Source organism: Actinomadura syzygii (assembly GCF_008085905.1).
In the GTDB taxonomy this organism is placed as follows: domain Bacteria; phylum Actinomycetota; class Actinomycetes; order Streptosporangiales; family Streptosporangiaceae; genus Spirillospora; species Spirillospora syzygii.
Genome location: NZ_VSFF01000010.1, coordinates 316585 through 342839, shown reverse-complemented (window position 1 = coordinate 342839; position 26255 = coordinate 316585). Strand labels below are relative to the sequence as shown.

Genomic DNA, 26255 nt, shown 5'->3' with positions numbered 1-26255 from the left:
CGCGTCAGTACTCGTAGACCTTGACGGTCGGGTCATGCTCGTACCAGGACGCGACCACCGATGACGTGTGCTTGTCGTCGAGGAAGTCGACGCGGAGCCAGCCCCCGGTCTGCGTCACCCGCGTCTCGTAGCCCGGGTTGGGCGTCGCCGACACGAGCCGCACGCGGTCCTTCTCGAACGACATCGCGGCGCGCCCGCCACGGGTGGCGAAGCTGCGCACGTTGTCCGGCGGCTTCGGCGGCGGCGCCTTCTCCGACGGCCGGACCGTCGGCTTCGACGGGCGCGGCGCCACGTCCTCGCCGGTCACCGGGCCGGGCCGGGACGTCGGGGTCCCGACCGACGTCGGCCCCGGCGGGGTCGCCGGACTGGAGTGGATGACGGGCCCCGCGATCGGCGGCGGCGCCGACCGCTCCGACACCGCGCCGCGCACGACGTCGCGCACCCCGAGCCACGAGAGCGCGACCGCGAGCGCCGTCACCCCCGCCCACGGGGCAACATACGACATCGCGCGACGCATGGGCACATGGTGGCATACGGTTCCGCCATGGCGAGTGTTCTGGTGGTCGAGGACGACGCGAACGTCCGGACCGCCCTGATCAGGGAACTGAGCGCCCGGTCGCACGTCGTCCGCAGCGTCGGCACCGCGATGGACGCGCTGCGCGAGGTCACGCAGTCGCCGCCCGACGTCGTCGTCCTCGACCTCGGACTGCCCGACCTCGACGGCGCGGAGGTGCTGAAGATGCTCCGCGGCATCTCCGACGTGCCGGTCATCATCGCGACCGCCCGCGACGACGAGCCCGAGATCGTCCGGCTGCTGAACGCGGGCGCCGACGACTACCTCATCAAGCCGTTCTCCATCGAGCACCTGAGCGCGCGGCTCGCCGCCGTGCTGCGCCGGTCGGCGCGGTCCGGGCCGACCGCCGAGCTGAGCGTCGGCGGGCTGCACATCGACCTCGACCGGCGGGAGGCGACGCTCGACGGCGCGCCGCTCGAACTGACCCGCCGCGAGTTCGACCTGCTGGCCTACCTCGCCGCCCGGCCGGGCCGCGTCGTCGCGCGCCGCGAGCTGCTCGCCGAGGTGTGGCGGCAGGCGTACGGCGACGACCAGACCATCGACGTCCACCTGTCCTGGCTGCGCCGCAAGCTGGGCGAGACCGCCGCGGCGCCCCGCTACCTGCACACGGTGCGCGGCGTCGGGGTCCGCCTCGCCGAGCCCGACCCGCGGCCATGAGGCGGACGCTCGTCCTCGTGTCGCTGGCCGTGACCTCGATGGTCGCGCTGGCGTTCCTCATCCCGCTCGCGCTGACCGTCCGGGAGATCGCCCGGGACCGCGCGCTCACCACCGCCGAGCGGCAGGCGAGCGCGCTCGGCCCCGTCCTCGTCGTCACCGAGGACCCGCCCGCCCTCGAACGCGCCGTCGCCAGCACGCAGGCGGGCTCCGCCGGGCGGATGACCGTGCACATGCCGGACGGCGGCGTCGTCCCGCGCGACGCCCGCGGCGACGGCTCCGCCGACCCCGAGCAGATCGCCGAGGCAGGACGCCGCGGCCGCTCCTACACAGCCCGCGTCGGCGGCGGCTACGCGCTCCTCCAACCCGTGTCGCTGGACGCCGGGCGCACCGCCGTCGTCGAGGTGTACCTGCCCGACGACGACCTCTCCCGCGGCGTGTGGAAGGCGTGGCTCGTGATGACGACGGTCGCCGCCGCGCTCGTCGCCGGGTCCGTCGCCGTCGCCGACCGGCTCGGCAACCGCATGATCCGCTCCACCCGGCGGCTGGCGGAGGCGGCGGGCGCGTTCGGGGACGGTGAGCTGTCCGTCCGCATCGAGCCGGACGGCCCGCCCGAGCTGGTCGAGGCGGGGCTCGCGTTCAACGCGATGGCGGACCACGTCGTCCAGCTGCTGGCCGCCGAGCGGGAGATGGCCGCCGACCTCTCGCACCGGCTGCGCACCCCGCTCGCCGCGCTGCGTCTCAATGCCGAGGCGCTCGGCGACGGCCCGGTCGCCGAGCAGACCCGCGAGGCCGTCGACCGCATCGAGCGCGAGGTCGACCAGATCATCCGGACCGTCCGGCGGCCGACCGGCCGGGGAAGCTGCGACGCCGCGAAGGTGCTGCGCGACCGCGTCGCGTTCTGGTCGGTGCTGGCCGAGGACGAGGGCCGCTCCTGCGAGCTGATCGGCGCGGAACGCCCCGCGCCGCTCCCGCTGCCCGGCACCGAACTCGCCGCCGCCGTGGACGCCCTGCTCGGCAACATCTTCCGGCACACGTCCGAGGGCACCGGGTTCGCCGTCACCCTCCACCAGGGGCAGGGCGTCACCGGCATCCTCGTCGCCGACGGCGGCCCCGGCATCGCCGACCCCGACGCCGCGCTGAAGCGGGGGAGCAGCGGCGGCGGCTCCACCGGCCTCGGCCTGGACATCGCGCGCCGCGCCGCCGAGTCCACAGGCGGCTACCTGCGCATCCACCGGAGCGTCCTCGGCGGCGCGCAGGTGCAGATGTGGTTCCGGACGAAATGGCTCCCGCCCGCCCGCCGCTCCCGCCGCCTCGTCCGCCGCCGCCACTCCCGCTCCCGCGGCTAGCGGTTCGGGTGGCTAGACGTCCCGGTGGTAGCCGGTTTCGCTGTCGATCAGCTCGCGGACGATGTCCATGTGCCCGGCGTGCCGAGCCGTCTCCTCGATCATGTGCAGCAGCACCCACCTCAGCGACACGGTCACGCCGCGCCAGGAGGTGCCGAGGGCGTCGAGGTCCAGCTCGTCGATGGTCCGGTCGGACGCCTCCCGCGCGCGCCGGTAGTAGGCGACGATGTCCGCCGTCGTCTCGTGGGGCTCCGCGCGCATGTCGGCGTCGGGATCGTCCTCCTCGTACGGGACGGCGTCGGACTCGCGGCCGAACGTCTCGCAGAACCACCCGTACTCGACGGACGCCAGATGCTTGGTCAGACCGAGCAGGTTCGTCCCGGACGGCGTCATCGGCCGCCGGACCCGCTCCTCGTCCAGCCCCTCGAGCTTCCACAGCACCACGTCGCGGTGCCGGTCGAGGCTGGACTTCAGGTTCTCCTTCTCGCCGCCGGTGTACGGCACGCCGTCCATACCGGCAGACGCTACCAACGAAGGCCGGGGCCGGCGCCCGCGCGCCGGCCCCGGCGCCCGCTCAGCAGTTCGAGTACCGCACGTACCACTTGCCGTTGTTACCGGTGCCGAGCTTGTAGTCGGCGATCCAGTGGGTGCTGTTGGCGAGCCGCACCCACAGGTAGCCGTCCCGGCGCTGGATGGTGTCCCAGTCCGTCGTGATGTGCGTGCCGCGGTTGTAGTGCCCGACGACGGCGAAACTGAGACCCGGCCCTCTGCGGATGTTCAGCCGCTCGACGACGACCGTCCCGCGGCAGAGGCGGACCCGCTGCTCGTCCTGGTCCACCATCCGCTGCAGCGCGAGGGCGTTGCCCTCGGGCCCGACGAAGATCGCCCCGGGGCCCTGGCCCTCCTCGGCCGGCCCGGGCGCGGCCTGCGCCGACTGGTCCTGCCCCGGCTGCGGCGGGGGCGCCGCGGCCTCGGCGACCGCCCCGTAACTCAGCGCGCTCCCGGCCAGCACGAAGGCCGCCAGCCCCGCACCGAGCTTGACACCTAGCTCCATCTGTTCCCCTCCAGTGTGTTCCGACCTACACCCCGCCAAGTACCCAAAGTAATCAAGCAAATACTCTAAGTAGTGAAGACTCTTAGTGAAGCAACCCCCAAGCCCCCCGCCCCCGAGAGCCACGAGCCCGACTTGTGACCGCATCTCGCCCCAGCGAACGCCCGGATGGAAATCACCGGCGATCGACGTCCTAACGACCTATCCGCACAGGCGGGCGGTTCTCCGTCCGCTCTGGCGACGATATGGCGAGCATGTCCTGGAAAATGCCACTTCCTGTTTGCGGAGCTGAATGGCGCTGGACCAGGCGGCTCGAAAGGAGATAGCCGATTGTGGACACAGTACGGCGTTCGCACGTCGGAGACAGTGCAACCTCATTGTGGGCTGTAATATATAGCCAACAAGGGTCGACTCGCGTGCGTCGCGATCTCAAAATTCGCAGCTATGAGGACGTTGCAACGGATCAATGCCGCGGATCGCATTTCCTGGCATCTGGGCGCCAGTTGGGGTCCCGTAGTGGCCCGCGCCGCTTCTTTCGGCGTCCGCTCCACTTCGGTGCGGGGTCGGGAGCCGATCTCGGGAGCCAGCGCCGGTCGGTTTGGTTCGACGGTGCTGGACGGGCCCGGACTGCTCCCGTTACCTCCATCCCTTGTTTTCGCAGGTGAGCGGCTCCCTGGCCGACTTCCTCGGACGGTGCCGGACGGGGCGTGAATAAGGGTTGCTCAGCGGTTCCCTAAGTGAGGGTTAAGGGGGTTCTTTTGGGGTGGGGGGCGGCTTAGCGTTCTGGGTGTCACATCGGAGACACGGCCGGAGGTGCACAGGCGGAGAGCAGAGCGAACGTCGGCTGAGGTTCCGACTGAGGTTCCTGTATGAGACAGGTTTCTGGCCTGCACGGCCTTGTACCCCGCTCTGGGGCCGTGCGGGCCAGAATCCTTTCTACGGTCGGGGGAGGGCGCCTTGGAGGAGCAGGCGGAAGGCGTCGGCGGTGCCGGTGGCGGTGGTGTCGCCGGTGGCCAGGCGGCGGACGGCCAGGCCGTAGAGGAGGGCCACCACCGCGGGGGCGTGGCGTTCGGCGTCGGGGATGCCCAGGGCGGTGAGGATGGTCGCGGCCAGGCGGTCGTACGCCTCTACCGAGCGGGTCGAGGTCTCGCGGAGGGACGGGTCGCGGGCCGCGTGCAGGTGTAGTTCCAGGTTGGCGATCTGTTCCGGGCCGCGGGCGAAGGCGGCCACGGCCTTTTCCACCTCGGCGGGGACGTCGGCCGGGGACATGGCGGTGAAGGCCGTGACATGGGCCGTGATGCGGGCGATCTCGTTTTCCACGAAGGTGTGCAGGGCTTCGCGGAGAAGGTCTTCCTGGCTCGGGAAATGGTAGGTGAGGGAGCCCAGGGAGACGCCGGCGGCGCGGGCCACGGCGCGGTTGGTCACGGCGCCGATGCCCTGTTCGCCGATCAGGCGGAGGGTGGCCTGGACGATCTCGTCTCGCGCGCTCATCGGTGCACAGTCTTCCGCAGTTTGGGTGCCTTCTGTATCGTTCGTTCGAACGAACGATAGCGGGTGGTGGTGTGGTGCTGGGGTTGGCCGGACAGGCGGACGCGCTGGCGCGGGGGGAGGTGTCCGCGCGGGAGTTGGTCGAGGAGTCTCTGGAGAGCATCGGGCGGCAGGAGTCGCTTGGCGCGTTTCGGGTCGTGCGGGTGGAGGCGGCCCGGCGGGAGGCGCTTGCGGCGGATAGGCGGCTTGCGGAAGGGGAGCGGCTGCCGTTGTTGGGGGTTCCCGTTGCTGTCAAGGACGACACTGATGTGGCGGGGGAGACGACGCCGTTCGCCGTGGCGGGAGACCATCGTCCGGCGGTGAATGACGGGGAGGTCGTGAGCAAGCTGCGGGCGGCCGGGGCGATCGTCGTGGGGAAGACCACGACGTGTGAGCTGGGGCTGTGGCCGTTCAGCGAGTCGCCCGGATTCGGGGCGGCGCGGAATCCGTGGAATCCCGAATACACGCCGGGCGGGTCGTCGGGTGGGTCGGCGGCGGCCGTGGCGGCGGGAATGGTCGCGGGGGCGGTGGGTTCGGACGGGGCCGGGTCGATCCGCATTCCGGCGGCGTGGACGGGGCTCGTCGGCATCAAGCCGCAGCGGGGGAGGGTCTCCGCCCATCCGCACACCGATCCGTTCAACGGGCTCACCGTTTGGGGGCCGCTCGCCAGGAATGTCGCTGACGCGGCGCTTCTGCTCGATGTGTTGAGTGGAAGCCATCGCGAGGACGTGCATCGGCTTGATCCGATGGTGACGCCTTTTGTGGAGGCGGCTAGGAGGGAGCCGGGGAGGCTGCGTGTCGCTGTTTCGTTTCGGACGGCGTTCGGGGTCAGCGGGAAACTCGACCCGGAGATCCGGGCTGCTGTTGAGCGGGTGGCGCGGAGGTTGACCGGGCTCGGGCACAAGGTCTTCCCCGCCGATCCCGATTATGGGTTGGTGGGGCTCGGGCTCATTCCTCGTGGCACGGTCGGGGTCGCTGAGTGGCTCGATTCCATTCCGGGGGCGCGTCCGGAGCGGCGGACGGAGGTCGAAGCGCGGATCGGGCGCACGGTCGGCAAACGGCTGCTGCCCTTGGCGAAACGCTTGGACCCCTATCTGAGGAGAAAGGTCGGGCGGATCTTCCAGGTCGCAGACGTAGTGCTGACGCCGACGACCGCACAGCCGCCGCTGAAAGTGGGCGCCTTCGACGGGAAGGGGTACCGGGAGACGCAGTCCGGGGTCGCCGCCGCGTGCCCCTATGCGTGGACGTGGAACGTCCTCGGCTGGCCGGGAGTGAACGTCCCCGCGGGATTCACCGAAGCGGGATTGCCGATCGGGGCGCAGCTTCTCGGGCACGACTCCGACGAGGCGACGCTGATCTCGCTCGCCGCCCAGTTGGAGTCGGCCGAGGGCTGGGCCGAACGGCGCCCGCGCGAACTCAGTAGCCCGCTCCGGTGAGCATTCCGCCGTCGACGAGGACCTCGCTGCCCGTGCAGTAGGACGAGTCGTCCGACGCCAGGTAGACGACGAGCCCCGAGACCTCTTTCGACTTTCCCATCCGGCCGAGCGGAAGGGCTTTCAGGAAGGCGTCGGCGCTGTCCGCGGTGGCGGCGACGACGTCCTCCTGGAGGGAGAGGGGAGTCAGGACGCCGCCGGGATGAATGGAGTTCACCCGGATCCCGTACTGGCCGAGTTCGCGGGCGGCGGCCTTGGTGAGGCCGCGGACCCCGAACTTGCTGGCGCTGTAGGCGGAGAGGCCGGACGCGCCGATGAAGCCCTCCGTCGAGGACACGTTGACGATCGATCCGCCGCCCGCCTCCCGCATCGGCGCGATGACGGACTTCACCCCGAGCCATTGTCCGAGCAGGTTCACGTCGACGACCCGGCGGAATTCGTCGACGGACATCTCCTCGATGGTCTTGTGCCGGATGATTCCCGCGTTGTTGACGAGGACGTCCAGCCGCCCGAAGGCGGAGGTCGCGGTCTCGACGGCGGCGGACCAGTCGTCCTCGCGCGTCACGTCCATGGCGATGAACCGAGCATTGGGCCCCAGGTCGGCGGCGAGTTCGGCGCCCTCGTCCGTCAGGACGTCGCCGAACACCACCTTGGCGCCCTCGTCCAGGAACCGGCGGACGTGGGACTTGCCCATCCCGCGCGCACCACCGGTGATCAGCGCAACCTTGCCGTCCAGCCGCCCCATCAACGCTCCTCGTGCCGTGCCGCGCGCCCGTACGACCGTTAACCTAGCGAACGCTTGGTCAAACGAACAAGCCTAGCCGGTGCGCAGGCCGTCGAAGAGCAGCGCCAGCATCCGGTCGGAGTACGCGGCCGGGTCGGAGGTGCGCTCGGCGGCGACGCCGATCGCGTTGGTGATCCGCAGCAGGTCGCGCGGGCCGACCTCGGGACGGATGGCGCCCGCGCGCTGCGCCCGGTCCAGCAGCCGGCCGAGCGCGTCGCAGATCGCGGCGGCGGCGGCGCCGAGCCCGGTGTGCGCCCACTCCGCCGACATCGCCTCGATGATCACCGTGGCGGTGCCGCGCGGGGTGGCCGCGCCGGTCAGGTAGGTGCGCAGCCAGCGGCCGAGCGCGGCCTCGGCGTCGAGCGCCTCGGCCTCCGGATCGGGCGCGGCCTCCGGAACGGGCGCGGGCGCGGGCTCGGCGAGGAGCTCGTCGGCGTGGGCGAGCAGCGCGTCGATCCGGTCGCGCAGGACGGCGTGCAGCAGGGCGTCCCTGGTGGGGAAGTGGCGGTAGAGCGTGCCGGAGCCGACTCCGGCACGCTTCGCGATGTCGTCGAGGGACGCGCCCGTGCCGTGCTCCATGAACGCGGTGCGGGCCGTCGTGATCAGTCGTTCGTAGTTGCGGCGGGCGTCGGCCCGCATCGGCCGGGTGTCCAAGGGCACCGTCCAGCGGGTGTCGCGGATGACCTGGGGTTGTCACCGTCTACTTGCAGACGAGGTTGCCATTTTCCGCAACTCCGCGCCACCCGCCGCCGCGCCACCGGTCCGCCGTCATGAGGTGAGGGCGTCGCGCGACAGACGGTCCGCCCTGCGGGTCGTCTCCGGCAGCCGGTACCGGGGCGACAGGGCGAGGACGTTGCGGCACGCCGTGTCGAGGTCGGTGCGGTGGCCGACCGACACGAACACCGGCTTCACGCCGTCCTGCGTGCGGAGGACGCGGCCGACGACCTCGCCGCCGTCCACGAGCGGGGTGGCGTCGCCGCGCCGCGGGCCGGGCGGCGCGTACGTGCCGACGAAGGCGGTCTTGCCCACGCCGACGCAGGGCAGGCCGGTCAGCACGCCGAGGTGGCACGCGAGCCCGAACCGGCGCGGGTGCGCGACGCCGAACCCGTCGCAGACGAGCAGGTCGGGGACGGTCTTGAGGGCGCGCAGCGCGTCGACCAGCGCGGGCAGCTCGCGGAACGCGAACAGCCCGGGGACGTAGGGGAACGCGGCCGTCCCGACGGCGACCGACTCCTCGACGACGTCCAGGGTCGTCCCGTCGAGGACGACGACCGCGGCGGCGAGCCGGCCGTCGTCCGCGTAGGAGACGTCGAGGCCCGCGACGGTGCGGGGCGTCGCGGGGCCGGGAGCGTCCAGTTCGAGCAGCGGGCGCAGCCGGTCCTGGATCGCCTCGGCGGCCGACTCGCCGGACGGCCACTCGTGCGGAACGCGCACCTCCATGAATCCGCACATTACGCCGGATGTTAGGAATTGATCGAACGGGATTCGGAGGTGCGCATGGACGGAATCAGCCTGACCGGGACGAGACTCGACGGCCGCACGGCGGTGGTGACCGGCGGAGCCGGCGGCATGGGACGCGCGATCTGCGCCGACCTCGCCGCGCTCGGCGCCCGCGTAATCGTCGCCGACCGGGACGAGGCGGGCGCCCGCGAGGTCGCGGACGCCCTCGGCGGCGTCGCGGCCCCCGTCGACCTCGCCGACACCGGCGCCGTCGACGCGTTCGCCGCCGGGATCGGGCCGGTCGACGTGCTCGTCCACAACGCGGGCGTCGCGATCATCGAGCCGTTCGCCGCCAGCGACCCGGCGCACTGGGACCTGATGTGGCGCGTCAACCTGCGCGCGCCCATGCAGCTCACGCACCGGCTGCTGCCCGGCATGACCGAGCGCGGCTGGGGACGGCTCGTGTTCGTCTCCTCGGACGGCGCGCGGGCGGGCGGCGGCGGGGAGGCGGCCTACGCGGCGACGAAGTCCGGGCTGTTCGGGCTCGCGAAGACGCTGGCGCGGGAGGCGGCGCGCGGCGGCGTCACGTCCAACGTCGTGTGCCCGGGGCCGACGGACACGCCGATGCTCCGCCGCGGCGGCGCCGACCCCGACTCCGGGATGCTCGACAAGTTCGTCAAGCAGATCCCGCTGCGCCGGATCGGGCGTCCGGACGACGTCGCCGGGCTGGTCGCCTTCCTCTGCACCGACCGCGCCGAATACATCACCGGCCAGACGATCTCCGTCAGCGGCGGCATCACGATGCACTGAGCCTTCAGCAAGCGGCCGTGGAGGCGGCCTGCGTCAGCCGGTAGGCGCGCAGGTCGCCGGACGGCAGGTTCCGCGTCACCCCAGGTGGTGGACGGGCTCGGTCGCCGGGTCCGCGGCGCGGCGGGCCGGGCGCGTCCGGCCGAACTCCAGCGTGAGCAGCGCGGCGGCCACCCAGGCGATGTCGAACCACGACCGGAACATCACGTTGCGCGGCTTGTAGGACGGCCTGAACTTCTTGTCGAACAGGTACAGCGACTCCACCGCGATCCACGGGTCGAGCAGGTGCAGGGCACGGTAGCCCGCCTTCTCCAGGGGCGTGCGGTCCGCTGTGTCGAGCAGCTCGCGGAACGCGGCGAAGTTCAGCGACACGACCCCATGTCCGCGCTCGCCCGCGTACTCGACCATTTCAACGATCAGCCGCTCGTTGACGCCGTTGGGCCCGTCGGGGTCGCGGCGCATCGCGTCCAGGCTGACGCCCTCGCCCGCCGTCACGTAGCGCTGGAACGCGATGGGCTCCGCGTCCTGGTCGTAGGCGATGGCGACGAGCGCGCCGGGGTGGTAGCCGGTGAGCAGCTCGTCCAGGTTCATGGAGAAGCCGCGCTCGGCCGCGCCGCCAAGGGATCGGGACGCGACGTCCAGCAGCCGGTCGCGCAGCGCGGGCGCCAGCTCCCGCTCTGGGACGATCTCGGACGTGACCCCGGCGTTCTCCGTCCGCCGCACCGCCTGCCGGACGTTCCGCATCGTCCGTCCGGACAGCGTGAACTCCGCCGGGCGGATCACGACCTCGTCGCCGAAGCCGATGGAGCGGAACCGTCCCCACACCGGGAGCAGGCCGTCGCTCGCGCCGAGCACGGCGGGACGCCAGCCGGTCGTCCGGCACAGCGCGAGGAACGCGCGGACGGCGGCGGCGTGCGAGCCGGGGTCCCCGACCGGGTCGCCGCCCGCCACCGCCAGCCCGAACAGGACGCGGTAGCCGATCGCGGCGCGCCCGTCCGGGCTGAACACGTACGCCTTGTCGCGGCGCAGCGCGAACGGGGCGAGGGTGTCGGAGCCGGGGTGCGCGACGAGGCCCGCGACGCGGCGGCGCTCGGCCTCGTCGCCGGGCGGCGGCGCCGGGTCGGGCGCGAGCAGCGTGATGACGATGACGAGCAGCCCGGCCGCGCCCGCGAGCGCGAGGACGCCGGGCAGCCACGACGCGCCGTCGATGGGCGCGCCGGTCGCGCCGAGCCCGCCCGCGACCTGCCCGACCGACCGGACCGACACGCCGCCGAGGACGAGCGACCCGGCGACCGCGCCGACCACCAGGAACGCCCCGGTCTTCACGGCCGTGCGGACGCGCTCGGGATGCGGCCGCACCGGGAACCGTCCGCGCTCCAGCCACAGCCCCCCGATGACGGCGGCGAGCAGCGGCAGCCGCCAGGCCGGGTCCTCCCCGGTCAGGACGGCGAGCAGGCCGAGCAGCACCAGCAGGACCAGCCCGTACCAGGCGGCGCGGCGGCGCAGCAGGACGCCGCGCGCGACCAGCAGCAGCGCGAGGCCGAGCGCCATGGCGTGCGCCGGGAGCAGCGGGCTGCCGGTGACCAGCCGGGACACCGGCCCGAGCCACTCGGGCGACACGGTCGCCGCCGGGACGACGACCAGCGCGGCGACGGCCAGCGTGACGGCGGCGAGCGGCCACACCGGCCGTGCCGCGTCGGCGGCCTGTCCCGGCCGTGCCGGAAGTGAGGGATCGTCCCCCCAGGATGATTCGCCTTGCACGAAGGACACCTCCGCTGGGCTCACAACCAAGATCCTTAGGAACTCATTCCCCGGACCGGACGTTGATCATGTCCGCACACTTCAGATTACGGCGGTTCGGGCGAGCCGGGGAGCACCCGGGAAGGGATCCCTTCCCACGTCGGGGCCGTTCGCACACGGTCTAGTGTCGTGGTGGTGAAGAGGCTGCTGATCGTCCATCACACGCCGTCGCCGAACCTCCAGGCGATGTTCGAGGCGGTGCGGTCCGGTGCGGGCGCCGACGAGATCGAGGGCGTGGACGTCGTGACCCGACCGGCGCTCGGGGCCACCGCCGTGGACGTCCTCGAAGCGGACGGCTACCTGCTCGGCTCGCCGGTCAACCTCGGCTACCTGTCCGGGGCGCTCAAGCACTTCTTCGACCAGGTCTACTACCCGTGCCTCGAAGAGACCGTCCGGCGGCCGTTCGGGGCGTACCTGCACGGCGGCAGCGACGCGACGGGCGCGCTGCGCGCCCTTGAGTCGATCACCACGGGGTTGAAGTGGAAGGCCGTGCAACCGCCGGTGGTCGTGACGGGGGAGCCGTCCAGGGAGGATCTGGAGGCGTGCTGGGAGCTCGGCGCCGTCACGGCGGCGGAACTGGGCACCCTCTGATCGGCGGCGTCGCGGCCGGGCCCCGATAACGTGCCCCCATGAGCGGATTCCGGCATGTGGCGATGTTCAGGTGGGCCGAGGGCACGACGACCGGCCAGCAGGACGAGGTCGCGGCGCGGCTGGGCGAGCTGCCCGGCGTGCTCCCGGAGATCCGGGAGTACAGCCTCGGGACGAACGCCGGGGTGAACCCGGGCGGGTACGACTTCGTCGTGGTCGCGGACTTCGCCGACAAGGACGACTACCTCGCCTACCGCGACCACCCGGCCCACCGGGCGGTGGTCGAGGAGTTCGTGTCGCCGATCGCGGCGGAGCGCGCGGCCATCCAGTACGAGCTGTAGCCGCGCGCTCGCGGGCCGGTGACCATGGCGGGCACGCCACCGGTCGAGCTCGGAGAAGCACCGAGCAAGCGCTTGTGCCTGAACGATTTTCAGGTTACGTTCCTGACAGACGCCCGCCGGGGACGGATCGCGCCCCGTCCCCGGTGGGCGGCACGCCGCCCTTTCTCTCCGCGCCCTTTCTTTTCGTGCCCGCTCTTTTCGTAGGGCTCAGCCCCTGCTCCGGATGCTGAGGATCTCCTCGCGGAGCTGCTGCGGAGTCGGCGCCTCCACCAAGCGCGGACCCCCGCGCGTCGGCACCAGCGCCCACCACGACCCGGTCGACTCGCCGTACCAGACCCGCACGCCCGGGAACTGCTCCTGCAGGCCGCGCGCGGTGGCGGCCCGCATCGCGGCGGGCGTGGGCTCGTCGCGACCGGCGGCGCCCCGTTGAGCCGTCATGTCGCCCTCCCCCCGTCGATCTCTCCGGTAACAGCGTCCCCACGGGCCAAAGCGTCACCCCTACTCGGCAAATTGTGACTAAGCACACTATGGGGCTTAGGGGACTCGCACAGTGGGATACCGCGCCGGGTGTACTCCAACGGATGTACACGGCCGGACGGATGACACCGCGCGTCCGATGTGTCGGGGCCCGCCTAAAGGCAACGCTGTAGCAGCCGTCACATTCCCCAGTGCCCGGACGTCACCAGGTCATCGACGGCGCATGCGGACCGACGCATCCAGGCGGACGCACGCAGACGACACGGCACGCACACGAAGGTGGTTCCCCATGAGGCTGGCCCGGCTCGCCCGATTCTGCTATCGGCGGCGACGTCTGACGGTGGCGGGCTGGATAGCCGGCCTGGTCGTCGTGCTGGCGGTCGGCTTCGGCTTCGCGGCCGAGCCGCTGAACGACTTCTCCGGCGGGAACTCCGGGTCGGCGAAGGCGAGCGACATCCTCGACGAGCACTTCCCGAAGCAGAGCGGCGACGAGATCACGCTCGCCGTCCACGCGCCCGGCGGCGTCCAGAGCCCGGAGGCGAAGGCGAAGGTCGAGCAGGCGATCGGACGGCTCGCCAAGACGCCGCACGTGTCGTCGGTGTCGTCGCCCTACGCGACGCCGGGGCAGGTGTCCAAGGACGGGAAGACGGCGTTCGCCGCCGCCAACCTGGACGTCACGTCCGACGAGATGCCGAAGTCCGACGTCAAGGCGTTGCTGGACGACGTCCGCACCGACTCGGGTCCCGTCCAGATCGAGCTGGGCGGCTCGGCCGTGGACTCCGCCGAGACGCCGGGCGGCGGGCCGTCCGAGGGCATCGGCGTGATCGCCGCGATGGTGATCCTGCTCGTCGCGTTCGGCTCGGTGCTCGCGATGGGCCTGCCGATCCTGACCGCGCTGTTCGGCATCGGCACCGGCCTCTCGCTGATCATGCTGATCGGGCACCTGCTGCCCGCCCCGTCGTTCAGCCCGATCGTCGCGGCGCTCATCGGGCTCGGCGTCGGCATCGACTACGCGCTGTTCATCGTCACCCGCTACCGGGAGGAGCTGCACGCCGGGAACGACCCCGAGGACGCGGTCGTCACCTCCGTCACCACCGCCGGGCGCGCCGTCCTGTTCGCGGGCACCACCGTGGTGATCGCGCTGATGGGCCTGTTCGTCATGCAGCAGAGCCTGCTCAACGGCGTCGCGGTCGCCGCCGGGGTCACGGTCCTGATGACGATGTTCGCCGCCGTGACCCTGCTGCCCGCCCTGCTCGGCTTCGCCGGGCACGCCATCGACCGGCTCCGGCTGCCGGGCACCCGGCACGGCGCCGGCGGCGGCGGGCGCCGTCCGCTCGCGGAGCGGTGGGCGCGGGTCGTGCAGCGCCACCCGGTCGTCGCGGGGCTGTGCGCGGCCGCGATCCTGCTGGTCCTCGCCGTGCCCGCGCTGTCGATGCGGCTCAGCCTGCCCGACTCCAGCGTCCAGCCGCACGACCACAGCGGCTACCAGGCGAGCCAGATCATGGCGCGCGGCTTCGGGCCCGGCACGGCCGCGCCGCTGATCCTCGTCACCGAGGGCGGGACGCAGGCCGACGCGGGACGGCTCGCCGCCGCCGTCCGGCAGACGCCGGGCGTCGCGGCCGTCCAGCCGCCGCGCACCAGCGCGGACGGCGCCGCGTCCATCGTCATCGCGTTCCCGACGACCGGCGTGCAGGACGAGGCGACGCCGAAACTCGTCCACACGCTGCGCGACGACGTCATCCCGGGCGTGAACAAGGGGACGGGCGCGCACACCTACGTCGGCGGGCAGAACGCCGCGTCCATCGACTTCGCGGAGAGCGTCAGCACCCGGCTGCCGTGGCTGATCGCCGTCGTCGTCGGCCTGTCGCTGCTGCTGCTCGTCGTCCTCGTCCGGTCGCTGACGGTGGCGCTCCAGGCCGCGGTGATGAACCTGCTGTCGATCGCGGCGGCGTACGGGGTGGTGACGGCGGTCGTCCAGTGGGGCTGGGCGGGGCGCCTGCTCGGGTTCCCGACGGACATGCCGGTGACGACCTGGGTGCCGCTGATGATGTTCCCGATCCTGTTCGGGCTCTCGATGGACTACGAGGTGTTCCTCGTGTCCCGCATCCGCGAGACGTACGAGTCGGGCGTCGCGACCCGGGAGGCGGTGGCGCTCGGGCTGTCCCGCACCGCCCGGGTGATCACGGCGGCCGCGGCGATCATGGTGATGGTGTTCCTGTCGGTGCTGCTCGGCGCGGACGTCGCGGTCAAGCAGATGGGCCTTGGGCTAGGCGTCGCGATCCTGATCGACGCGACGGTGGTGCGGCTGGTGCTCGTCCCGGCGCTGATGGAACTGTTCGGCGAGGCGAACTGGTGGCTCCCGCGCCCGCTGGCGAAGCTGCTGCCCCCGCACCGCGCGGAGCCCGCCGCGGAGCGGCGCCCGGCGGGGGCGCGGGGCTAGGGCTCCCGCGGTCTAGGACTCGGGCGACGCGGCCGGGTGGACGTTGATGCCGTCGAACATCACCTTGAGGTAGTGCTCGGCGAGCCCCTCGGCGTCCAGCCGGCCGCCCGGCCGGAACCACCGGACCGCGACCCAGATCGTGTCGCGGATCATCCGGTAGGTGAGCTGGGGGTCGAGGTCGTCGCGGAACAGGCCCCGCTCCTGGCCGGACGCGAGGGCGTCCACCCAGATCTTCTCGACCTCCTCCTCGGACCTCGTGAGGTAGGCGAAGCGGGACATGCCCTGGAGGTAGTTCCAGTCGTTCTGCATGACCGTGATCGCGGCGCGGTGCGGCTCCAGGCTGCCGAACGCGACCCGGACGAGCCCCGCGACCGTCTCGCGCGGGCCCGCGCTCTCCTCGACCACCCGCTGGTACGCCGCCATGATCTCGGTGAAGAAGCCCGCGAGGATCTCGTCGACGATCGACTCCTTGGAGTCGAAGTGGTGGTACAGGCTGCCCGACAGGATGCCCGCCTCGTCGGCGATGTTGCGGACCGTCGTGGCCTGGAACCCCTTCTCGGCGAACAGCTCGGCGGCCAGCCGCACGAGGTGCTCGCGCCGTTCCGACGCCGGGCCGGACGAGCCCCGGCCGCGGCGGCGGGGCCCGCCCTCGCCGGCGGCGCGGCTTCTCGATCGTCCGGATTCAGCGCTCGTGGTCGTCACCCCCTCATTATGCCGTGCCGGCCCCGCCGAGTCGCCCTACCGCTTGCTCGGTGGGGGCACCAGGGTACGCCTGCACCAAGCGCTTGGTACCACTCCGACGAGGAGGCGGCGGGGGTGAGGCCGGGGCAGGTCGCGCGTAGGGTCGGGGCATGTCCGATGTGATCGTTTTCGACCTGTTCGGAGTCATCGCGCGCGCTCAGACCCCCGAGTCGGTGCGGCGGATCGAGGAGATCGCCGGGGCGGGCGGCGCGTCGTTCTGGGAGGCGTACTGGTCCTGCCGCCCCGCCTACGACGCGGGGCGGGAGAGCGCGGCCTACTGGGCGGACGTCGCGGGCCTGCTCGGCACCGCGTTCCCCGACGTCCCGGCCCTGATCGAGGCCGACCTCGCGAGCTGGACGGAGGCGGACGGGGAGATGGTCGCCCTCGTCCACGAGCTCGCCGACGACGGCCGGACGCTCGGGCTCCTGTCGAACATCATCGACGACCTCGTGCCCCGCTTCGAGGCCCGGCACGGCGGCTGGCTCGGCCGGTTCGACGCGCTCACCTACTCCTGCCGCATCGGCGTCGCCAAGCCCGATCCGCGCGCCTACGAGATCTGCGCCGAACGGCTCGGCGTCGCCCTGTCGGACGTCCTGTTCATCGACGACACCGAGCGCAACATCGCCGCCGCCCGCGCCCTCGGCATGCGCGCCGAGCTGTTCGAGTCGCCCGCCCAGGTCCGCGCTCTCCTCTGAGCCGGGGGGCTAGGGCGGTAGTTCGTCGGCCGCCTCGGCGGCCTTGGCGAGGCGTTCGCGCAGCGTCCTGACCAGCTCGTGGCTCTGCCCGTTCAGCCGCTCGATCGCGGGCAGCGCGAGGTCGTCGCGGACGGTGTCGGCGAGCAGCTCGTCGTACTCGTGCGCCTTCTCGGCGATCGTCTCCAGATGGCGCTGGGCGTGCAGGGCCTCGTCCGCTGCCTGCGCGCTCCGCGCGTACCGTTCGAGCGCCTCGACGCGGCGGGTCACGGCCTCGACGGACACGTCGAGCTTCGCGCGCAGCGGCCGCAGCGCCGCCTCCACCTCCGGCAGCGTCGCGCCCTCGGCCAGCTCCCGCTGCTCGGCCCGCAGCCTGGACTGGCGCGCGAGGACCTGCGCGATCTCCCATTCCTGGCGGGGCAGCGTGACGGCGTTGGCGACCGCGTCCAGCATGCCCTCGCGGTTGACCTCGGAGGCGGTGACCGCGTCCACCGCCGCCTGGACGCGGGCGAGCAGCGCCCGCCCCTCGTCGTCGAAGTCGTCCGGGACGAAGTAGCGGTCGCGGCTGCGTTCGAGCTCGCGGGCGCGCCGCAGGTCGAGCGACACCGACGGGGTGCCGAGCGCGACCAGCACCGCGAGCATGCCGAGCGCGATCAGCCACAGCGAGCCGAGCAGCGGGTGCCCGACCAGCCCGAGCCCGAGGACCGACAGCGGCGCCAGCCACACCAGCGGGCGGCGGCGCGCGATGAGGGTGTCCAGCTCGGCGCGCAGCGCCGGGTCGGCGACCGGGCGCGGCTCGGCGGGGGCGGCGTCCTCGGCGGCGCGGGGCGGCGCGATCCGCCGCCAGTAGGTGGACACGTGCGTCTCGAACGCGAAGTCGGTGCGCGCGATCTCGATCTCGACCGGGCCCGCGGGCAGCGGCCACGAGCCGACCGGGTCGCCGCCGCCGGGGCCGGTGAAGCGCACCCACCAGCCGCCCTTGCCCTGGTCGCACCGGTAGCGGCCGGGGGCGACGTCGATCCCGACGAAGAACGTCCCGACACCCGGTATGGAATCGCTCCACGTGCCACTGGTCACCGGCGACCTCCGACCCGACTGCTCCGCCGTGCCACCTCGCCCGTGACGGCGAGGACCGTCCAGCCCGTGACAGGAGGAACGTCCGGGGGACGGTACAAGTTGCAGTACCCACTACCGGGTCGGGAAAGCCGCGTTCGGTTTGGAATACTCCACCCGTGCGTCCTGAATACGACCCCCGCGACGACCCGCCCTGGGCGATGCAACTGGTGGTACGCGCCGAGAAGGCCGATCCGCCGGGCCACCGCGCCGTGTGCGAGGCGGCGGCCACGGCGGTCGTCCGGCTGCTGACCGACCCGCGCGCGGCCGAGCCCGGCGGGGAGTGGCACGGCGCGGTCCTGGAATGGGAGTCGCGCCGCATCCGGAAGGTGACGCGGCGGGCGCGCGGGGTGCGGTGGCCGGAGGCCGAGGCGCTGCCGGGCGTGACCGTCGAGCACGCGGGCGCGCAGGTCCGGGCGTTCCCACCGGCGCCGGTGGCGGACGTCCCGCCCGCGCTCGCGAAGCTCCAGGTCGCCGGGCTCGACCTCGCGGACGAGGGCGCCGCGCCGCCGCCCGAACCGCCGTACGCGGTGATCGCGATCAACCCGGACGTGACGATGACCACCGGGAAGGCAGCCGCGCAGTGCGGGCACGCCGCCCAGCTCCTGCTGCGCGGCGGGCGCCGCAAGGACGTCGCCGCCTGGGTGGACGGCGGCGCCCGCGTCCACCTCGCGGCCGACGTCCCGTGGCAGCGGTGCGTGAAGGAGGCGGCGGTGGCGGTCCGCGACGGCGGGTTCACCGAGGTCCCGCCCGGCACGATGACCGCGATCGCCTGGATCGTCCGGAAGTAGCGCGCGGCGCGCCGGGACGCCCCCGGCGCGCCGCGCGACCGTCACGGCAGGACGACGGCGACCGGGTCGATCCCGGCCTTCCGGATCAGGGACGGCAGCCGTCCGGCGAACGGATGGTGGTCGGTCGGCAGCCCGCGTGGGTTGTCCACCACGTAGTGAACGACGTCGCCGCTGCGGCTCTCCGTCCACGTCGCGCCGACCGAGCGCAGCACGGACGCCGCCTTCGCCGCGTCGGCCGCCTTCACCGACACGCGGATCGGCGACTCGTACGACGGCAGCGCGGCGGCCCGCTCCGCCGCCTTCGCGGTGGCCGTGGCCTGCGGCGCGTTCGCCGGATCCGGGCCGAGGATCGCGTTGTAGAGCAGCTTGGCCGTCCCGTCGCTGAACGCGCGGAAGTTGGGGTCGGCCGCGAACACCACGGAACGCCCCCTGTCCACGGCCTGGTCGACGACGGCGGCGGTGCCGCCCAGCTCGGCCGCGCCCTTCTCGAACCCGGACACGAACCAGTCGGGCGAGTCCGTCGCCGGGTAGGAGACGGCGACGCCGCCGGACGCCCGCATGACCATGTCGTAGGACGTGAAGTTCCACGCAGTCGCGCCCACGCCCTTGCCGAGCGGGCTGCTCCCGTCCACCTTGACGCGGAACAGGGTGCCGGGGATGTCGGACGTCGGCGCGTCCAGCGTCGCCGTCGTCAGCCCGAGCCAGGCGGCGATCTGCGTGCCGCCCTGCCAGCCGATGTAGCGGCCGCCGTCCCGCGTCCACCGCTGGAGCGCGGCCCGCCCGGCGTCGCCGAGCGCGGCGTAGCCGGGGGCCGCCGGGCCGTCCGGCGTCACCAGGACCTCGATCCCGGCGAGCTTGCCCGCCGCGACGTCGGCCGGGGTGAGGAGGGTGAACGGCAGCTTCCAGTCGCGGTCGAGGCGGTCGCGCAGCCAGCCGGTCGACTGGCGCGCCGCCGACGACGTCGCCGACAGTTGCAGGACGGCGAGCTTCGGCGCCTTCCCCTCATGCCCCGGACGCGCGGCCGGGAGCGTCCGCACCGGCACGGCGTTCGGCCGCAGCACCGCGCCCGACGACCCGCCGGACACGTTCCCGAGCAGCGGCAGGCTCCACGCCGTCACGTCGTAGAAGTAGGGGAACGGCGTGTAGGAGTCCTCGTTGAGCATCGCCTGGATCCAGTGCTTCTGGCCCTGCGCCATCGAGATCCAGTACGTCCCGGCGGGCAGCGTCGTCCTCGCCTCGGCGCGCCCGTACTCCTTGAAGTCCGGGACGGTCAGCGGCCGCACGAGCCGCTCCACGCGCACGCCCATCCGCTGGAGCCGCCGCACGATCAGGTTCACCTGGGCGCGCTTGGCGGGGACGTCGTCCCGCAGGAAGTAGCTCCGCACCTTCCGGTCGGGCACCGGACGGTCGATCTGGTTCGGCGGGTTGTAGATCTGGTTGGGCTCCAGCGTGCCCGCCTTGCCCTGCTCGTAGGCGTCCACGGTCATCTGCCGCCACTCGCCGAGGATGCGGTGCCGGTTGCGCGCCGCCGCCGACAGCGACACCCACTGCGTGAGGTACTGCTCCTTCACGCGCTCCGGGTAGGGGCTCTCGTCGCCCTTCTCGTACGTCATCCCGGCGGCGTGGAACGCGCTGGTCGGGACCGAGTCGCCGTACCCCTGGTAGAAGAGGTCGTACACGTCGCGGTTGAAGTAGTCGATGCCCTGCCGGGTGAACTCGGCGGCCATCGCCGCGCCGTACAGGTCGTTGATCCAGCCGACCGCCTGCTCGGGCGTCTCGTGGTAGATCGGGTCGGCGTTCGGCGGGAAGAAGAACGACGTCCCGCCCATCTCGTGCGCGTCGATGTAGAGCGCGGGCGGGTACTGGTTCAGCATCGCGAGCTTGCCGTCCGTCTCCGGCTGGGTGCGCGCGAACCAGTCGCGGTTCATGTCGAAGCCGTAGGCGTTCTGGCGCGTGACCGCCTCGCGGCCGTCCGGGTTCTGCGTCGGCAGGACGATCACGAGCGCGTTGTCGAGGATCGACGTCGCCGCGCAGTCGGACCGGTCGCCGAGGTCGCGGAGCACCTTCAGCGCCGCGTCCGTGCCGCTCGGCTCGTCGCCGTGCACGTTCCCGCTGATCCACAGGATCGGGACGCCGCGGTCGGTGATGCGCTTCGCGAGCGCGGCGGGCGTGCGCGGGTCGCGGAGCAGTCCCGCCTCCAGCCGGGTCTTCGCCAGGCCCGCCTTGGAGACGAGCGCGGGACGTCCCACGATCGCGTACTTCAGCGGACGGCCCTGCGCCGTCGTCGCGAGCGTCCCGGACACGACCCGCTCGCTCTTCGCGGCGACCGTCTCCAGGTACCTGTCGGACTCGGCGGCCGTGGCCTGCCGGTCACCGAGGTCGAAGCCGAGGACCTGCTTGGGGGAGGGGACCTCGCCCCGGTAGACCGGTGCGGTCTGCGTAGGGTCGCAGGCCGCCGGAGGGGACGCCGGGGGCTGCGCGGTGGCGGGCGTCAGCAGCGACGCGGGCACCACCAGGGACGCCGCCAGTGCCAGCGGCAACGTCAGTCTTCGGGCTCTCATGGGCCACAAGGTGACACCGCCGCGGAGGCCCACCAAGGGCAACTTCTGCCAAGATCGGCCGCGTCGAGGTCGGCTGTGTCTTGGTCGGTCGTGGCTTGGTCAGTCGTGTCGGCCGGGACGGGGCCGGGGGGCGGTCAGCCCGGTGGGGATCCGGTTGATCGCCTGGAGCGCGAACTCCTGCGTCCGGGTGAGCCCGCGCGAACCGGCGGACGGGTCGTCCGGAGCCTCCCGCGCGGCCCCGGCGAGCTGCGCCTTCGCGCTCAGCCCGTAGGACAGGAACAGCAGCAGGACGAATCCGGCCAGGTAGACGAGGTGCTCGGCGAGGCCGCCCCACCGCGCGGTGAACACGTCGAGGACGCCGAACATCGCGAACCCCGCCATCCAGCCCGCGAGCGCGGGCACGAACAGCATGTCGCGGCGCAGCGCCACGCCCGCGACGGCGGCGAGCACGAGCGCCGCCTCCACCGCCTTCACGAGGACGAGCACGCCGGTCGCCGTCCCGGACCCGACGGAGGCGAAGTAGCCCTCGATCTCGTCGCGCCGGTCGGTCCAGAGGAGGACGCCGGTGGCGAGGCCCGTCACGCCGTAGGCGATGAGGAACACGCCGACCGCGTAGTGGAAGCGGTGCCACGTCCGGCCGCTCCGCGTCCGCGCGCCCGCCGGTCCGCCCGGCCCCGGCGCCCCCGGACCCGGTACGCCCGGCAATGGTGCGCCCGGCATCGGTGCGCCCGGCATCGGTGCGCCCGGCATCGGTGCGCCCGGCACCGGTGCGCCCGGCACCGGTGGGACGGCGCCCGCCGGGGTGCCGACGATCGGAGTGGCGTCCGGGTCGGCTGCCGGCTCCGGGCCCAGCGTCATCTTCGCCCCCATGCTCCCGCTTCACTGCCTACGCGCAAGATATCCCGTAACCGCGCGCGATATGTCGCGGAGCCCGCGCGCCGCGTCGTCCGCGCCGCGCCGCACCGCGCTGACCTGCGGGGTGCTTGATTCCCGCGCGGGGAGGGGGGAGGCTGTGATCTCGTCGGGCCACGCGGAGTCCGTGAGGGGACTGAGGATGACGCCTGACGATACGGGAACCGCCGCGCCGTCGAAGACGCGGATCGAATATCTGGAAGAGCTCGGCGAAGAACTCGTGAAGCGCGGTCTCCGGGTGCGGATCGTCCAGCCCAGGGGCCAGTCGCCCGCCCTGCACGTGCTGAACCCGGAGGCGTCCGCGCTCACCGAGAACATCATCGCCGAGCAGGGCCCCGACGGCTGGTGGTACTGGTGGTCGTGGGCCGAGCGCATCGTGCCCGCCGGGGACGCGGCGGGCGCCGCCGACCGCGTCGCGCGCGTCCTCGCCGTCTGAGCGCGTGCCCGCCGTCTAAGAGCGGCGCGCCTTCTCTTCCTTCCCAGCGCCCTGCCCGGGACGGGCGGCTCGTCGCCGCCGCCGGGCACGGCGCGGGCTGAAATGTTGAGCCGCCGAACATTCGGCTGAGCCCGCGCCGTCGCGCGCCCTCCCGCCGCTTCCGCCCACCGTGTCCGACTTCTCGGGCGTGAACTCGCGTTACTTGATTGTTATCGCTCGCAACAAATCGACCGTCCGGCAGGTCTGGCGCGACGGACACGTGCGACATAAGTTGCGGGACACAACATTCCCGGCCGGGGCCGCGCCGAGCGCGGCCACCGGCACCGGCCATCCCCCCGGCCGCGGCACGGCGGCCGCCCCCAGAAAGGACCCGGGCACATGCGCAAGGGGATCCTCACCCTGATGGCCGTCGCGACGACCGCGGCGCTCACTCTCACCGCATGCGGGGACGACTCCGACGGTGGCGCCGCCGCGTCCGGCTCCGGAGCGGTCAAGGGCAAGGTCGGCGTGATCCTGCCCGACACGACATCGTCCGTCCGCTACGAGAGCTTCGACCGGCCCTACCTGGAGCAGGCGTTCAAGGCCGCCGGGGTCGGCTACGACATCCAGAACGCGGAGGGCTCGACCCAGCGGTTCCAGACGATCGCCGACCAGATGCTCACGAGCGGCGTCACCGTCCTCATCGTGGACGGCCTGGACTCCAACTCCGCGGCCGCCGTCCAGCGCAAGGCGCAGGCGCAGGGCGTGAAGACCATCGACTACGACCGGCTGGCGCTCGGCGGCGTGTCCGACTACTACGTGTCGTTCGACAACGTGAAGGTCGGCGAGGAGCTCGGCAAGGGCCTGCAGAAGTGCCTCGGCGACAAGAAGAGCAACATCGTCTACCTGAACGGCGCGCCCACCGACAACAACGCGACGCTGTTCGCGCAGGGCGCGCACGGCGTCCTCGACAAGGCCGCGGCGTACACGAAGGTCGCGGAGCAGGCCGTCCCGGAGTGGAAGGCCGAGAACGCCGCCACGATCTTCGAGCAGATGTGGACGGAGCAGAAGGGCGCCATCGACGGCGTCCTCGCCGCCAACGACGGGGTCGGCAACGCGGTGGTGTCGATCCTCAAGAAGAACAAGGAGGCCGGCAAGGTCGCCGTCACCGGCCAGGACGCGACGCTCGAGGGCCTGCAGAACATCCTCGACGGCAACCAGTGCATGACGGTCTACAAGCCGGTCAAGCAGGAGGCCGACGCCGTCGCCAAGCTCGCCGTCGCCCTGATCAAGGGCGAGAAGGGCGAGACGAACGGCACCGTCAACGACCCGGAGGGCAAGCGGGACGTCCCGTCCATGCTGCTCAACCCCGTCCCGATCTTCAAGGACGGCGTCAAACAGGTCGTCGACGACGGCTTCGTCAAGAAGGCCGACCTCTGCAAGGGCGCGTACGCCGCCAAGTGCAAGGACGCGGGCATCGAGTAGCCCTGCCCACCTCTGCCCACCTCGGAAGGAGACACGTGGCAGAAAACGGAGACCCCGTCCTCCGCCTGATCGGGCTCAACAAGAGCTTCGGCGCCGTCCATGTGCTGCGCGACGTGGACTTCGCGGTGCGGCTCGGCGAGGTGATGGCCCTCGTCGGCGACAACGGCGCCGGGAAGTCCACGCTGATCAAGTGCATCGCCGGGATCCACCCGATCGACTCGGGGCGGATCGAGTTCGACGGCCGCCCGGTGTCGATCGACGGCCCGCGCGCCGCGTCCGCGCTCGGGATCGAGGTCGTCTACCAGGACCTCGCACTTGCCGACAACCTGGACATCGTGCAGAACATGTTCCTCGGCCGCGAACGGCGGAAGGGGATCGTCCTGGACGAGGCGTCCATGGAGGAGGCGGCGAGGCGGACCCTCGCCCGGCTGTCGGTGCGGACGGTGCGGTCCGTCCGGCAGCGGGTCGCGAGCCTGTCCGGCGGGCAGCGGCAGACCGTCGCGATCGCCAAGGCCGCGCTGTGGGAGTCCAAGCTCGTGATCCTGGACGAGCCCACCGCCGCGCTCGGCGTCGCGCAGACCCGGCAGGTGCTCGACCTCGTCCGGCGGCTCGCCGACACCGGGCACGCCGTCGTCCTCATCTCGCACAACATGAACGACGTGTTCGAGGTCGCGGACCGCGTCACCGCGCTCTACCTCGGCCGGGTCGCGGCGGACGTGGCCCGCGCCGACGTCACCCGCGGCCAGGTCGTGGAGCTCATCACCGCCGGCCGATCCGGCGATCTCGGCCTCGCGCCGCGGACCGCCGCCGAGAGCATCTGAAAGGGGGACCAGGTGTCCACCGACATCCCCGGGAAAAGCCTCGCCGCGGGCGGCGCCGCCGACGGCGGGGAGGCGGCCATGGCCCTGTCGGACGGCGACTTCGCCGCCGACCGCCGCGAGCACGACATGCGGTCCGCGCTGCGGGACTACCGGGACCGGATCAGGTCCGGCGAGCTCGGCGCCCTCCCCGCCGTCCTCGGGCTGATCTCCCTGGTCGCGCTGTTCGCCGCGCTGAAGCCCGACACGTTCCTCAGCAAGGGGAACATGGCGAACCTCTCGGTGCAGGCGCTGCCGATCACGATCCTCGCGATGGGGCTCGTGTTCGTCCTGCTCCTCGGCGAGATCGACCTGTCCGCGGGCGTCGCGAGCGGGCTGTGCGCGGCGGTGCTGGCCAAGCTGGTCACCGACGCCGGGCAGCCCTGGTACGTCGCGGCGATCAGCGCCGTCGCGATCGGCATCGTGATCGGGACCACGATCGGGTGGCTCGTCTCGGTGCTGCGGATCCCGTCGTTCGTCGTCACGCTGGCGTTCTTCCTCGGCCTCCAGGGCGTCACGCTGAAGCTGATCGGGCAGGGCGGCACGGTGCCCGTCCGGGACGACGTGGTCTACGCGCTCGCCAACAAGAACATGCCGGTCTGGCTCGGCTGGGTCCTCGCCGCGGGCTGCGCCGCCGCGTACACGGCGACGCAGGTGCTGCGCCGGCGGCGGCAGCGCGTCCGCGGGCTGCACTCCCGGCCGCTGGAGTTCGTCCTCGCGCAGAGCGCGGTCGTCTCCGCGGCCCTGCTGGTCAGCGCCTACGTCCTCAACCTGGACCGCGCGCCCAGCCCGCTGATCACGCTCGGCGGCATTCCGTGGGGCGTGCTGCTCGCGGGCGTCCTGCTGGTCGTCTGCTCGTTCGTGCTCGGACGCACCGCCTACGGACGGCACATCTACGCGGTCGGCGGCAACGCCGAGGCCGCCCGCCGGGCCGGGATCAACGTCACCCGCATCCGGATCTCGGTGTTCATGATCGGGTCAGGGCTGGCCGCGATCAGCGGGATCGTCGCCGCGTCCCGGCTCAGCTCCGTCGCCACCGACGCGGGCGGCGGGAACACGCTGCTGTACGCGGTCGGCGCCGCCGTCATCGGCGGGACGAGCCTGTTCGGCGGGCGCGGCAAGGCCCGCGACGCCGTCCTCGGCGGGCTCGTCATCGCGCTGATCGCCAACGGGCTCGGGCTGCTCGGCACCAGCGCCTACCTCAGCTACCTGATCACCGGCCTGGTGCTGCTGCTCGCCGCGAGCATCGACGCGCTGGCCCGGCGGCGCCGCTCCACCGCCGGGAGATGACCCCGTGAACCCGGCCGGGCACGGTGGCGGCGCGGGCGGCGGGGAGCCGGTGGCCCGCGCCATCGGCTCCCCGGCCGTCCCGGACGGCGCGGGTCCGGATCGTTACGGCGCTCCGTACGCTGCTGATACGCTCACT

At 72.6% G+C, this 26255-nt stretch carries 26 protein-coding genes; 13 read left to right on the top strand and 13 right to left on the bottom strand.

The features are described 5' to 3' along the window. Positions 1 to 4 precede the first annotated feature (4 nt). Positions 5 to 517: a hypothetical protein gene (locus tag FXF65_RS26940; RefSeq protein ID WP_148352812.1), complete on the bottom strand. Its 513-nt coding sequence runs from the start codon at positions 515 to 517 to the stop codon at positions 5 to 7. Positions 518 to 544: 27 nt separating this feature from the next. Here FXF65_RS26940 and FXF65_RS26935 point away from each other — a divergent pair, with 27 nt between their 5' ends. Continuing rightward, positions 545 to 1231, top strand: a complete 687-nt coding sequence (locus FXF65_RS26935; RefSeq protein ID WP_187412522.1) for a response regulator transcription factor — start codon at positions 545 to 547, stop codon at positions 1229 to 1231. After that, a complete protein-coding gene (locus FXF65_RS26930; RefSeq protein ID WP_148352811.1) occupies positions 1228 to 2577 on the top strand; it encodes a sensor histidine kinase in 1350 nt (449 codons plus the stop codon). Before FXF65_RS26935 ends, FXF65_RS26930 begins: the two co-directional genes overlap by 4 nt. Positions 2578 to 2589: 12 nt before the next feature. On the opposite strand, the gene FXF65_RS26925 is transcribed toward FXF65_RS26930, so the two are convergent. From FXF65_RS26925 to FXF65_RS26915, 3 genes are all read right to left on the bottom strand, one after another. Further along, positions 2590 to 3087 (bottom strand): DinB family protein, encoded by a 498-nt coding sequence (locus tag FXF65_RS26925; RefSeq protein ID WP_148352810.1) that lies wholly within the window; start codon positions 3085 to 3087, stop codon positions 2590 to 2592. Positions 3088 to 3148: 61 nt separating this feature from the next. Then, positions 3149 to 3628, bottom strand: a complete 480-nt coding sequence (locus FXF65_RS26920) for an SH3 domain-containing protein (RefSeq protein ID WP_148352809.1) — start codon at positions 3626 to 3628, stop codon at positions 3149 to 3151. A 933-nt stretch (positions 3629 to 4561) separates the two neighbouring features. Next, complete coding sequence (locus tag FXF65_RS26915; protein ID WP_148352808.1) at positions 4562 to 5116, bottom strand: TetR/AcrR family transcriptional regulator; 555 nt, start codon at positions 5114 to 5116, stop codon at positions 4562 to 4564. Between the two features lie 71 nt (positions 5117 to 5187). Here FXF65_RS26915 and FXF65_RS26910 point away from each other — a divergent pair, with 71 nt between their 5' ends. After that, a complete protein-coding gene (locus FXF65_RS26910) occupies positions 5188 to 6588 on the top strand; it encodes an amidase (protein ID WP_148353010.1) in 1401 nt (466 codons plus the stop codon). Here the strand turns inward: FXF65_RS26910 and FXF65_RS26905 are convergent. The 3 genes from FXF65_RS26905 to FXF65_RS26895 all read right to left on the bottom strand — a co-directional run bounded on the left by FXF65_RS26905 (position 6569) and on the right by FXF65_RS26895 (position 8809). Continuing rightward, positions 6569 to 7330 (bottom strand): glucose 1-dehydrogenase, encoded by a 762-nt coding sequence (locus FXF65_RS26905; protein ID WP_148352807.1) that lies wholly within the window; start codon positions 7328 to 7330, stop codon positions 6569 to 6571. The genes FXF65_RS26910 and FXF65_RS26905 overlap by 20 nt on opposite strands. A 72-nt stretch (positions 7331 to 7402) precedes the next feature. Next, complete coding sequence (locus FXF65_RS26900) at positions 7403 to 8029, bottom strand: TetR/AcrR family transcriptional regulator (RefSeq protein WP_246199124.1); 627 nt, start codon at positions 8027 to 8029, stop codon at positions 7403 to 7405. Positions 8030 to 8137: 108 nt separating this feature from the next. Then, complete coding sequence (locus FXF65_RS26895; protein WP_148352806.1) at positions 8138 to 8809, bottom strand: endonuclease V; 672 nt, start codon at positions 8807 to 8809, stop codon at positions 8138 to 8140. A 57-nt stretch (positions 8810 to 8866) separates the two neighbouring features. Between FXF65_RS26895 and FXF65_RS26890 the strand changes: the two genes are divergently transcribed. After that, positions 8867 to 9619 carry an SDR family NAD(P)-dependent oxidoreductase gene (locus FXF65_RS26890; protein WP_148352805.1) on the top strand — a complete coding sequence of 251 codons (753 nt, stop codon included), beginning with the start codon at positions 8867 to 8869 and terminating at the stop codon, positions 9617 to 9619. Between the two features lie 75 nt (positions 9620 to 9694). Here the strand turns inward: FXF65_RS26890 and FXF65_RS26885 are convergent, their stop codons facing one another. Next, positions 9695 to 11401: a bifunctional lysylphosphatidylglycerol flippase/synthetase MprF gene (locus tag FXF65_RS26885; protein ID WP_148352804.1), complete on the bottom strand. Its 1707-nt coding sequence runs from the start codon at positions 11399 to 11401 to the stop codon at positions 9695 to 9697. Between the two features lie 150 nt (positions 11402 to 11551). Between FXF65_RS26885 and FXF65_RS26880 the strand changes: the two genes are divergently transcribed. Next, positions 11552 to 12007 carry a flavodoxin family protein gene (locus FXF65_RS26880; RefSeq protein ID WP_148352803.1) on the top strand — a complete coding sequence of 152 codons (456 nt, stop codon included), beginning with the start codon at positions 11552 to 11554 and terminating at the stop codon, positions 12005 to 12007. 38 nt (positions 12008 to 12045) lie between these two features. Continuing rightward, positions 12046 to 12345 (top strand): Dabb family protein, encoded by a 300-nt coding sequence (locus tag FXF65_RS26875; RefSeq protein ID WP_148352802.1) that lies wholly within the window; start codon positions 12046 to 12048, stop codon positions 12343 to 12345. A gap of 207 nt (positions 12346 to 12552) precedes the next feature. Here FXF65_RS26875 and FXF65_RS26870 read toward each other — a convergent pair whose 3' ends face one another. After that, positions 12553 to 12783, bottom strand: a complete 231-nt coding sequence (locus FXF65_RS26870; protein WP_148352801.1) for a hypothetical protein — start codon at positions 12781 to 12783, stop codon at positions 12553 to 12555. A 328-nt stretch (positions 12784 to 13111) separates the two neighbouring features. On the opposite strand from FXF65_RS26870, the gene FXF65_RS26865 reads away from it, so the two are divergent. Then, positions 13112 to 15262: an MMPL family transporter gene (locus FXF65_RS26865; RefSeq protein ID WP_148352800.1), complete on the top strand. Its 2151-nt coding sequence runs from the start codon at positions 13112 to 13114 to the stop codon at positions 15260 to 15262. A 12-nt stretch (positions 15263 to 15274) separates the two neighbouring features. On the opposite strand, the gene FXF65_RS26860 is transcribed toward FXF65_RS26865, so the two are convergent. Next, a complete protein-coding gene (locus tag FXF65_RS26860) occupies positions 15275 to 15964 on the bottom strand; it encodes a TetR/AcrR family transcriptional regulator (RefSeq protein ID WP_148352799.1) in 690 nt (229 codons plus the stop codon). A gap of 149 nt (positions 15965 to 16113) precedes the next feature. Between FXF65_RS26860 and FXF65_RS26855 the strand changes: the two genes are divergently transcribed. Continuing rightward, entirely contained in the window at positions 16114 to 16698 is a 585-nt protein-coding gene (locus FXF65_RS26855) for an HAD family hydrolase (RefSeq protein ID WP_148352798.1), read from the top strand. A 9-nt stretch (positions 16699 to 16707) separates the two neighbouring features. Here FXF65_RS26855 and FXF65_RS26850 read toward each other — a convergent pair whose 3' ends face one another. Next, the gene (locus tag FXF65_RS26850; RefSeq protein WP_148352797.1) at positions 16708 to 17772 is read right to left on the bottom strand and encodes an Rv1352/Rv1906c domain-containing protein; all 1065 of its coding nucleotides are present in this window, start codon (positions 17770 to 17772) and stop codon (positions 16708 to 16710) included. A gap of 155 nt (positions 17773 to 17927) precedes the next feature. Here FXF65_RS26850 and FXF65_RS26845 point away from each other — a divergent pair, with 155 nt between their 5' ends. Next, positions 17928 to 18599, top strand: coding sequence for a peptidyl-tRNA hydrolase (locus FXF65_RS26845; protein ID WP_148352796.1), 672 nt, complete (start codon positions 17928 to 17930; stop codon positions 18597 to 18599). 41 nt (positions 18600 to 18640) lie between these two features. On the opposite strand, the gene FXF65_RS26840 is transcribed toward FXF65_RS26845, so the two are convergent. Next, entirely contained in the window at positions 18641 to 21160 is a 2520-nt protein-coding gene (locus FXF65_RS26840) for a M14 family zinc carboxypeptidase (protein ID WP_148352795.1), read from the bottom strand. 99 nt (positions 21161 to 21259) lie between these two features. Further along, positions 21260 to 22018, bottom strand: a complete 759-nt coding sequence (locus FXF65_RS26835) for a hypothetical protein (protein WP_148352794.1) — start codon at positions 22016 to 22018, stop codon at positions 21260 to 21262. Positions 22019 to 22214: 196 nt separating this feature from the next. On the opposite strand from FXF65_RS26835, the gene FXF65_RS26830 reads away from it, so the two are divergent. From FXF65_RS26830 to FXF65_RS26815, 4 genes are all read left to right on the top strand, one after another. After that, positions 22215 to 22508, top strand: a complete 294-nt coding sequence (locus FXF65_RS26830; RefSeq protein ID WP_187412519.1) for a hypothetical protein — start codon at positions 22215 to 22217, stop codon at positions 22506 to 22508. A gap of 378 nt (positions 22509 to 22886) precedes the next feature. Next, positions 22887 to 23972 carry a sugar ABC transporter substrate-binding protein gene (locus tag FXF65_RS26825; RefSeq protein WP_148352793.1) on the top strand — a complete coding sequence of 362 codons (1086 nt, stop codon included), beginning with the start codon at positions 22887 to 22889 and terminating at the stop codon, positions 23970 to 23972. Positions 23973 to 24007: 35 nt separating this feature from the next. Then, positions 24008 to 24793 carry an ATP-binding cassette domain-containing protein gene (locus FXF65_RS26820; protein WP_148352792.1) on the top strand — a complete coding sequence of 262 codons (786 nt, stop codon included), beginning with the start codon at positions 24008 to 24010 and terminating at the stop codon, positions 24791 to 24793. A 12-nt stretch (positions 24794 to 24805) separates the two neighbouring features. Next, positions 24806 to 26119, top strand: a complete 1314-nt coding sequence (locus FXF65_RS26815) for a sugar ABC transporter permease (protein WP_246199123.1) — start codon at positions 24806 to 24808, stop codon at positions 26117 to 26119. The last annotated feature ends 136 nt before the right edge of the window (positions 26120 to 26255 follow it).

What these genes read in the sequence shown, in the direction of transcription:
- FXF65_RS26940 (WP_148352812.1), bottom strand. Translation starts at nt 517, where the DNA reads ATGCGTCGCGCGATGTCGTATGTTGCCCCGTGGGCGGGGGTGACGGCG.
- FXF65_RS26935 (WP_187412522.1), top strand. Translation starts at nt 545, where the DNA reads ATGGCGAGTGTTCTGGTGGTCGAGGACGACGCGAACGTCCGGACCGCC.
- FXF65_RS26930 (WP_148352811.1), top strand. Translation starts at nt 1,228, where the DNA reads ATGAGGCGGACGCTCGTCCTCGTGTCGCTGGCCGTGACCTCGATGGTC.
- FXF65_RS26925 (WP_148352810.1), bottom strand. Translation starts at nt 3,087, where the DNA reads ATGGACGGCGTGCCGTACACCGGCGGCGAGAAGGAGAACCTGAAGTCC.
- FXF65_RS26920 (WP_148352809.1), bottom strand. Translation starts at nt 3,628, where the DNA reads ATGGAGCTAGGTGTCAAGCTCGGTGCGGGGCTGGCGGCCTTCGTGCTG.
- FXF65_RS26915 (WP_148352808.1), bottom strand. Translation starts at nt 5,116, where the DNA reads ATGAGCGCGCGAGACGAGATCGTCCAGGCCACCCTCCGCCTGATCGGC.
- FXF65_RS26905 (WP_148352807.1), bottom strand. Translation starts at nt 7,330, where the DNA reads ATGGGGCGGCTGGACGGCAAGGTTGCGCTGATCACCGGTGGTGCGCGC.
- FXF65_RS26895 (WP_148352806.1), bottom strand. Translation starts at nt 8,809, where the DNA reads ATGGAGGTGCGCGTTCCGCACGAGTGGCCGTCCGGCGAGTCGGCCGCC.
- FXF65_RS26890 (WP_148352805.1), top strand. Translation starts at nt 8,867, where the DNA reads ATGGACGGAATCAGCCTGACCGGGACGAGACTCGACGGCCGCACGGCG.
- FXF65_RS26875 (WP_148352802.1), top strand. Translation starts at nt 12,046, where the DNA reads ATGAGCGGATTCCGGCATGTGGCGATGTTCAGGTGGGCCGAGGGCACG.
- FXF65_RS26870 (WP_148352801.1), bottom strand. Translation starts at nt 12,783, where the DNA reads ATGACGGCTCAACGGGGCGCCGCCGGTCGCGACGAGCCCACGCCCGCC.
- FXF65_RS26865 (WP_148352800.1), top strand. Translation starts at nt 13,112, where the DNA reads ATGAGGCTGGCCCGGCTCGCCCGATTCTGCTATCGGCGGCGACGTCTG.
- FXF65_RS26855 (WP_148352798.1), top strand. Translation starts at nt 16,114, where the DNA reads ATGTCCGATGTGATCGTTTTCGACCTGTTCGGAGTCATCGCGCGCGCT.
- FXF65_RS26840 (WP_148352795.1), bottom strand. Translation starts at nt 21,160, where the DNA reads ATGAGAGCCCGAAGACTGACGTTGCCGCTGGCACTGGCGGCGTCCCTG.
- FXF65_RS26835 (WP_148352794.1), bottom strand. Translation starts at nt 22,018, where the DNA reads ATGACGCTGGGCCCGGAGCCGGCAGCCGACCCGGACGCCACTCCGATC.
- FXF65_RS26830 (WP_187412519.1), top strand. Translation starts at nt 22,215, where the DNA reads ATGACGCCTGACGATACGGGAACCGCCGCGCCGTCGAAGACGCGGATC.
- FXF65_RS26825 (WP_148352793.1), top strand. Translation starts at nt 22,887, where the DNA reads ATGCGCAAGGGGATCCTCACCCTGATGGCCGTCGCGACGACCGCGGCG.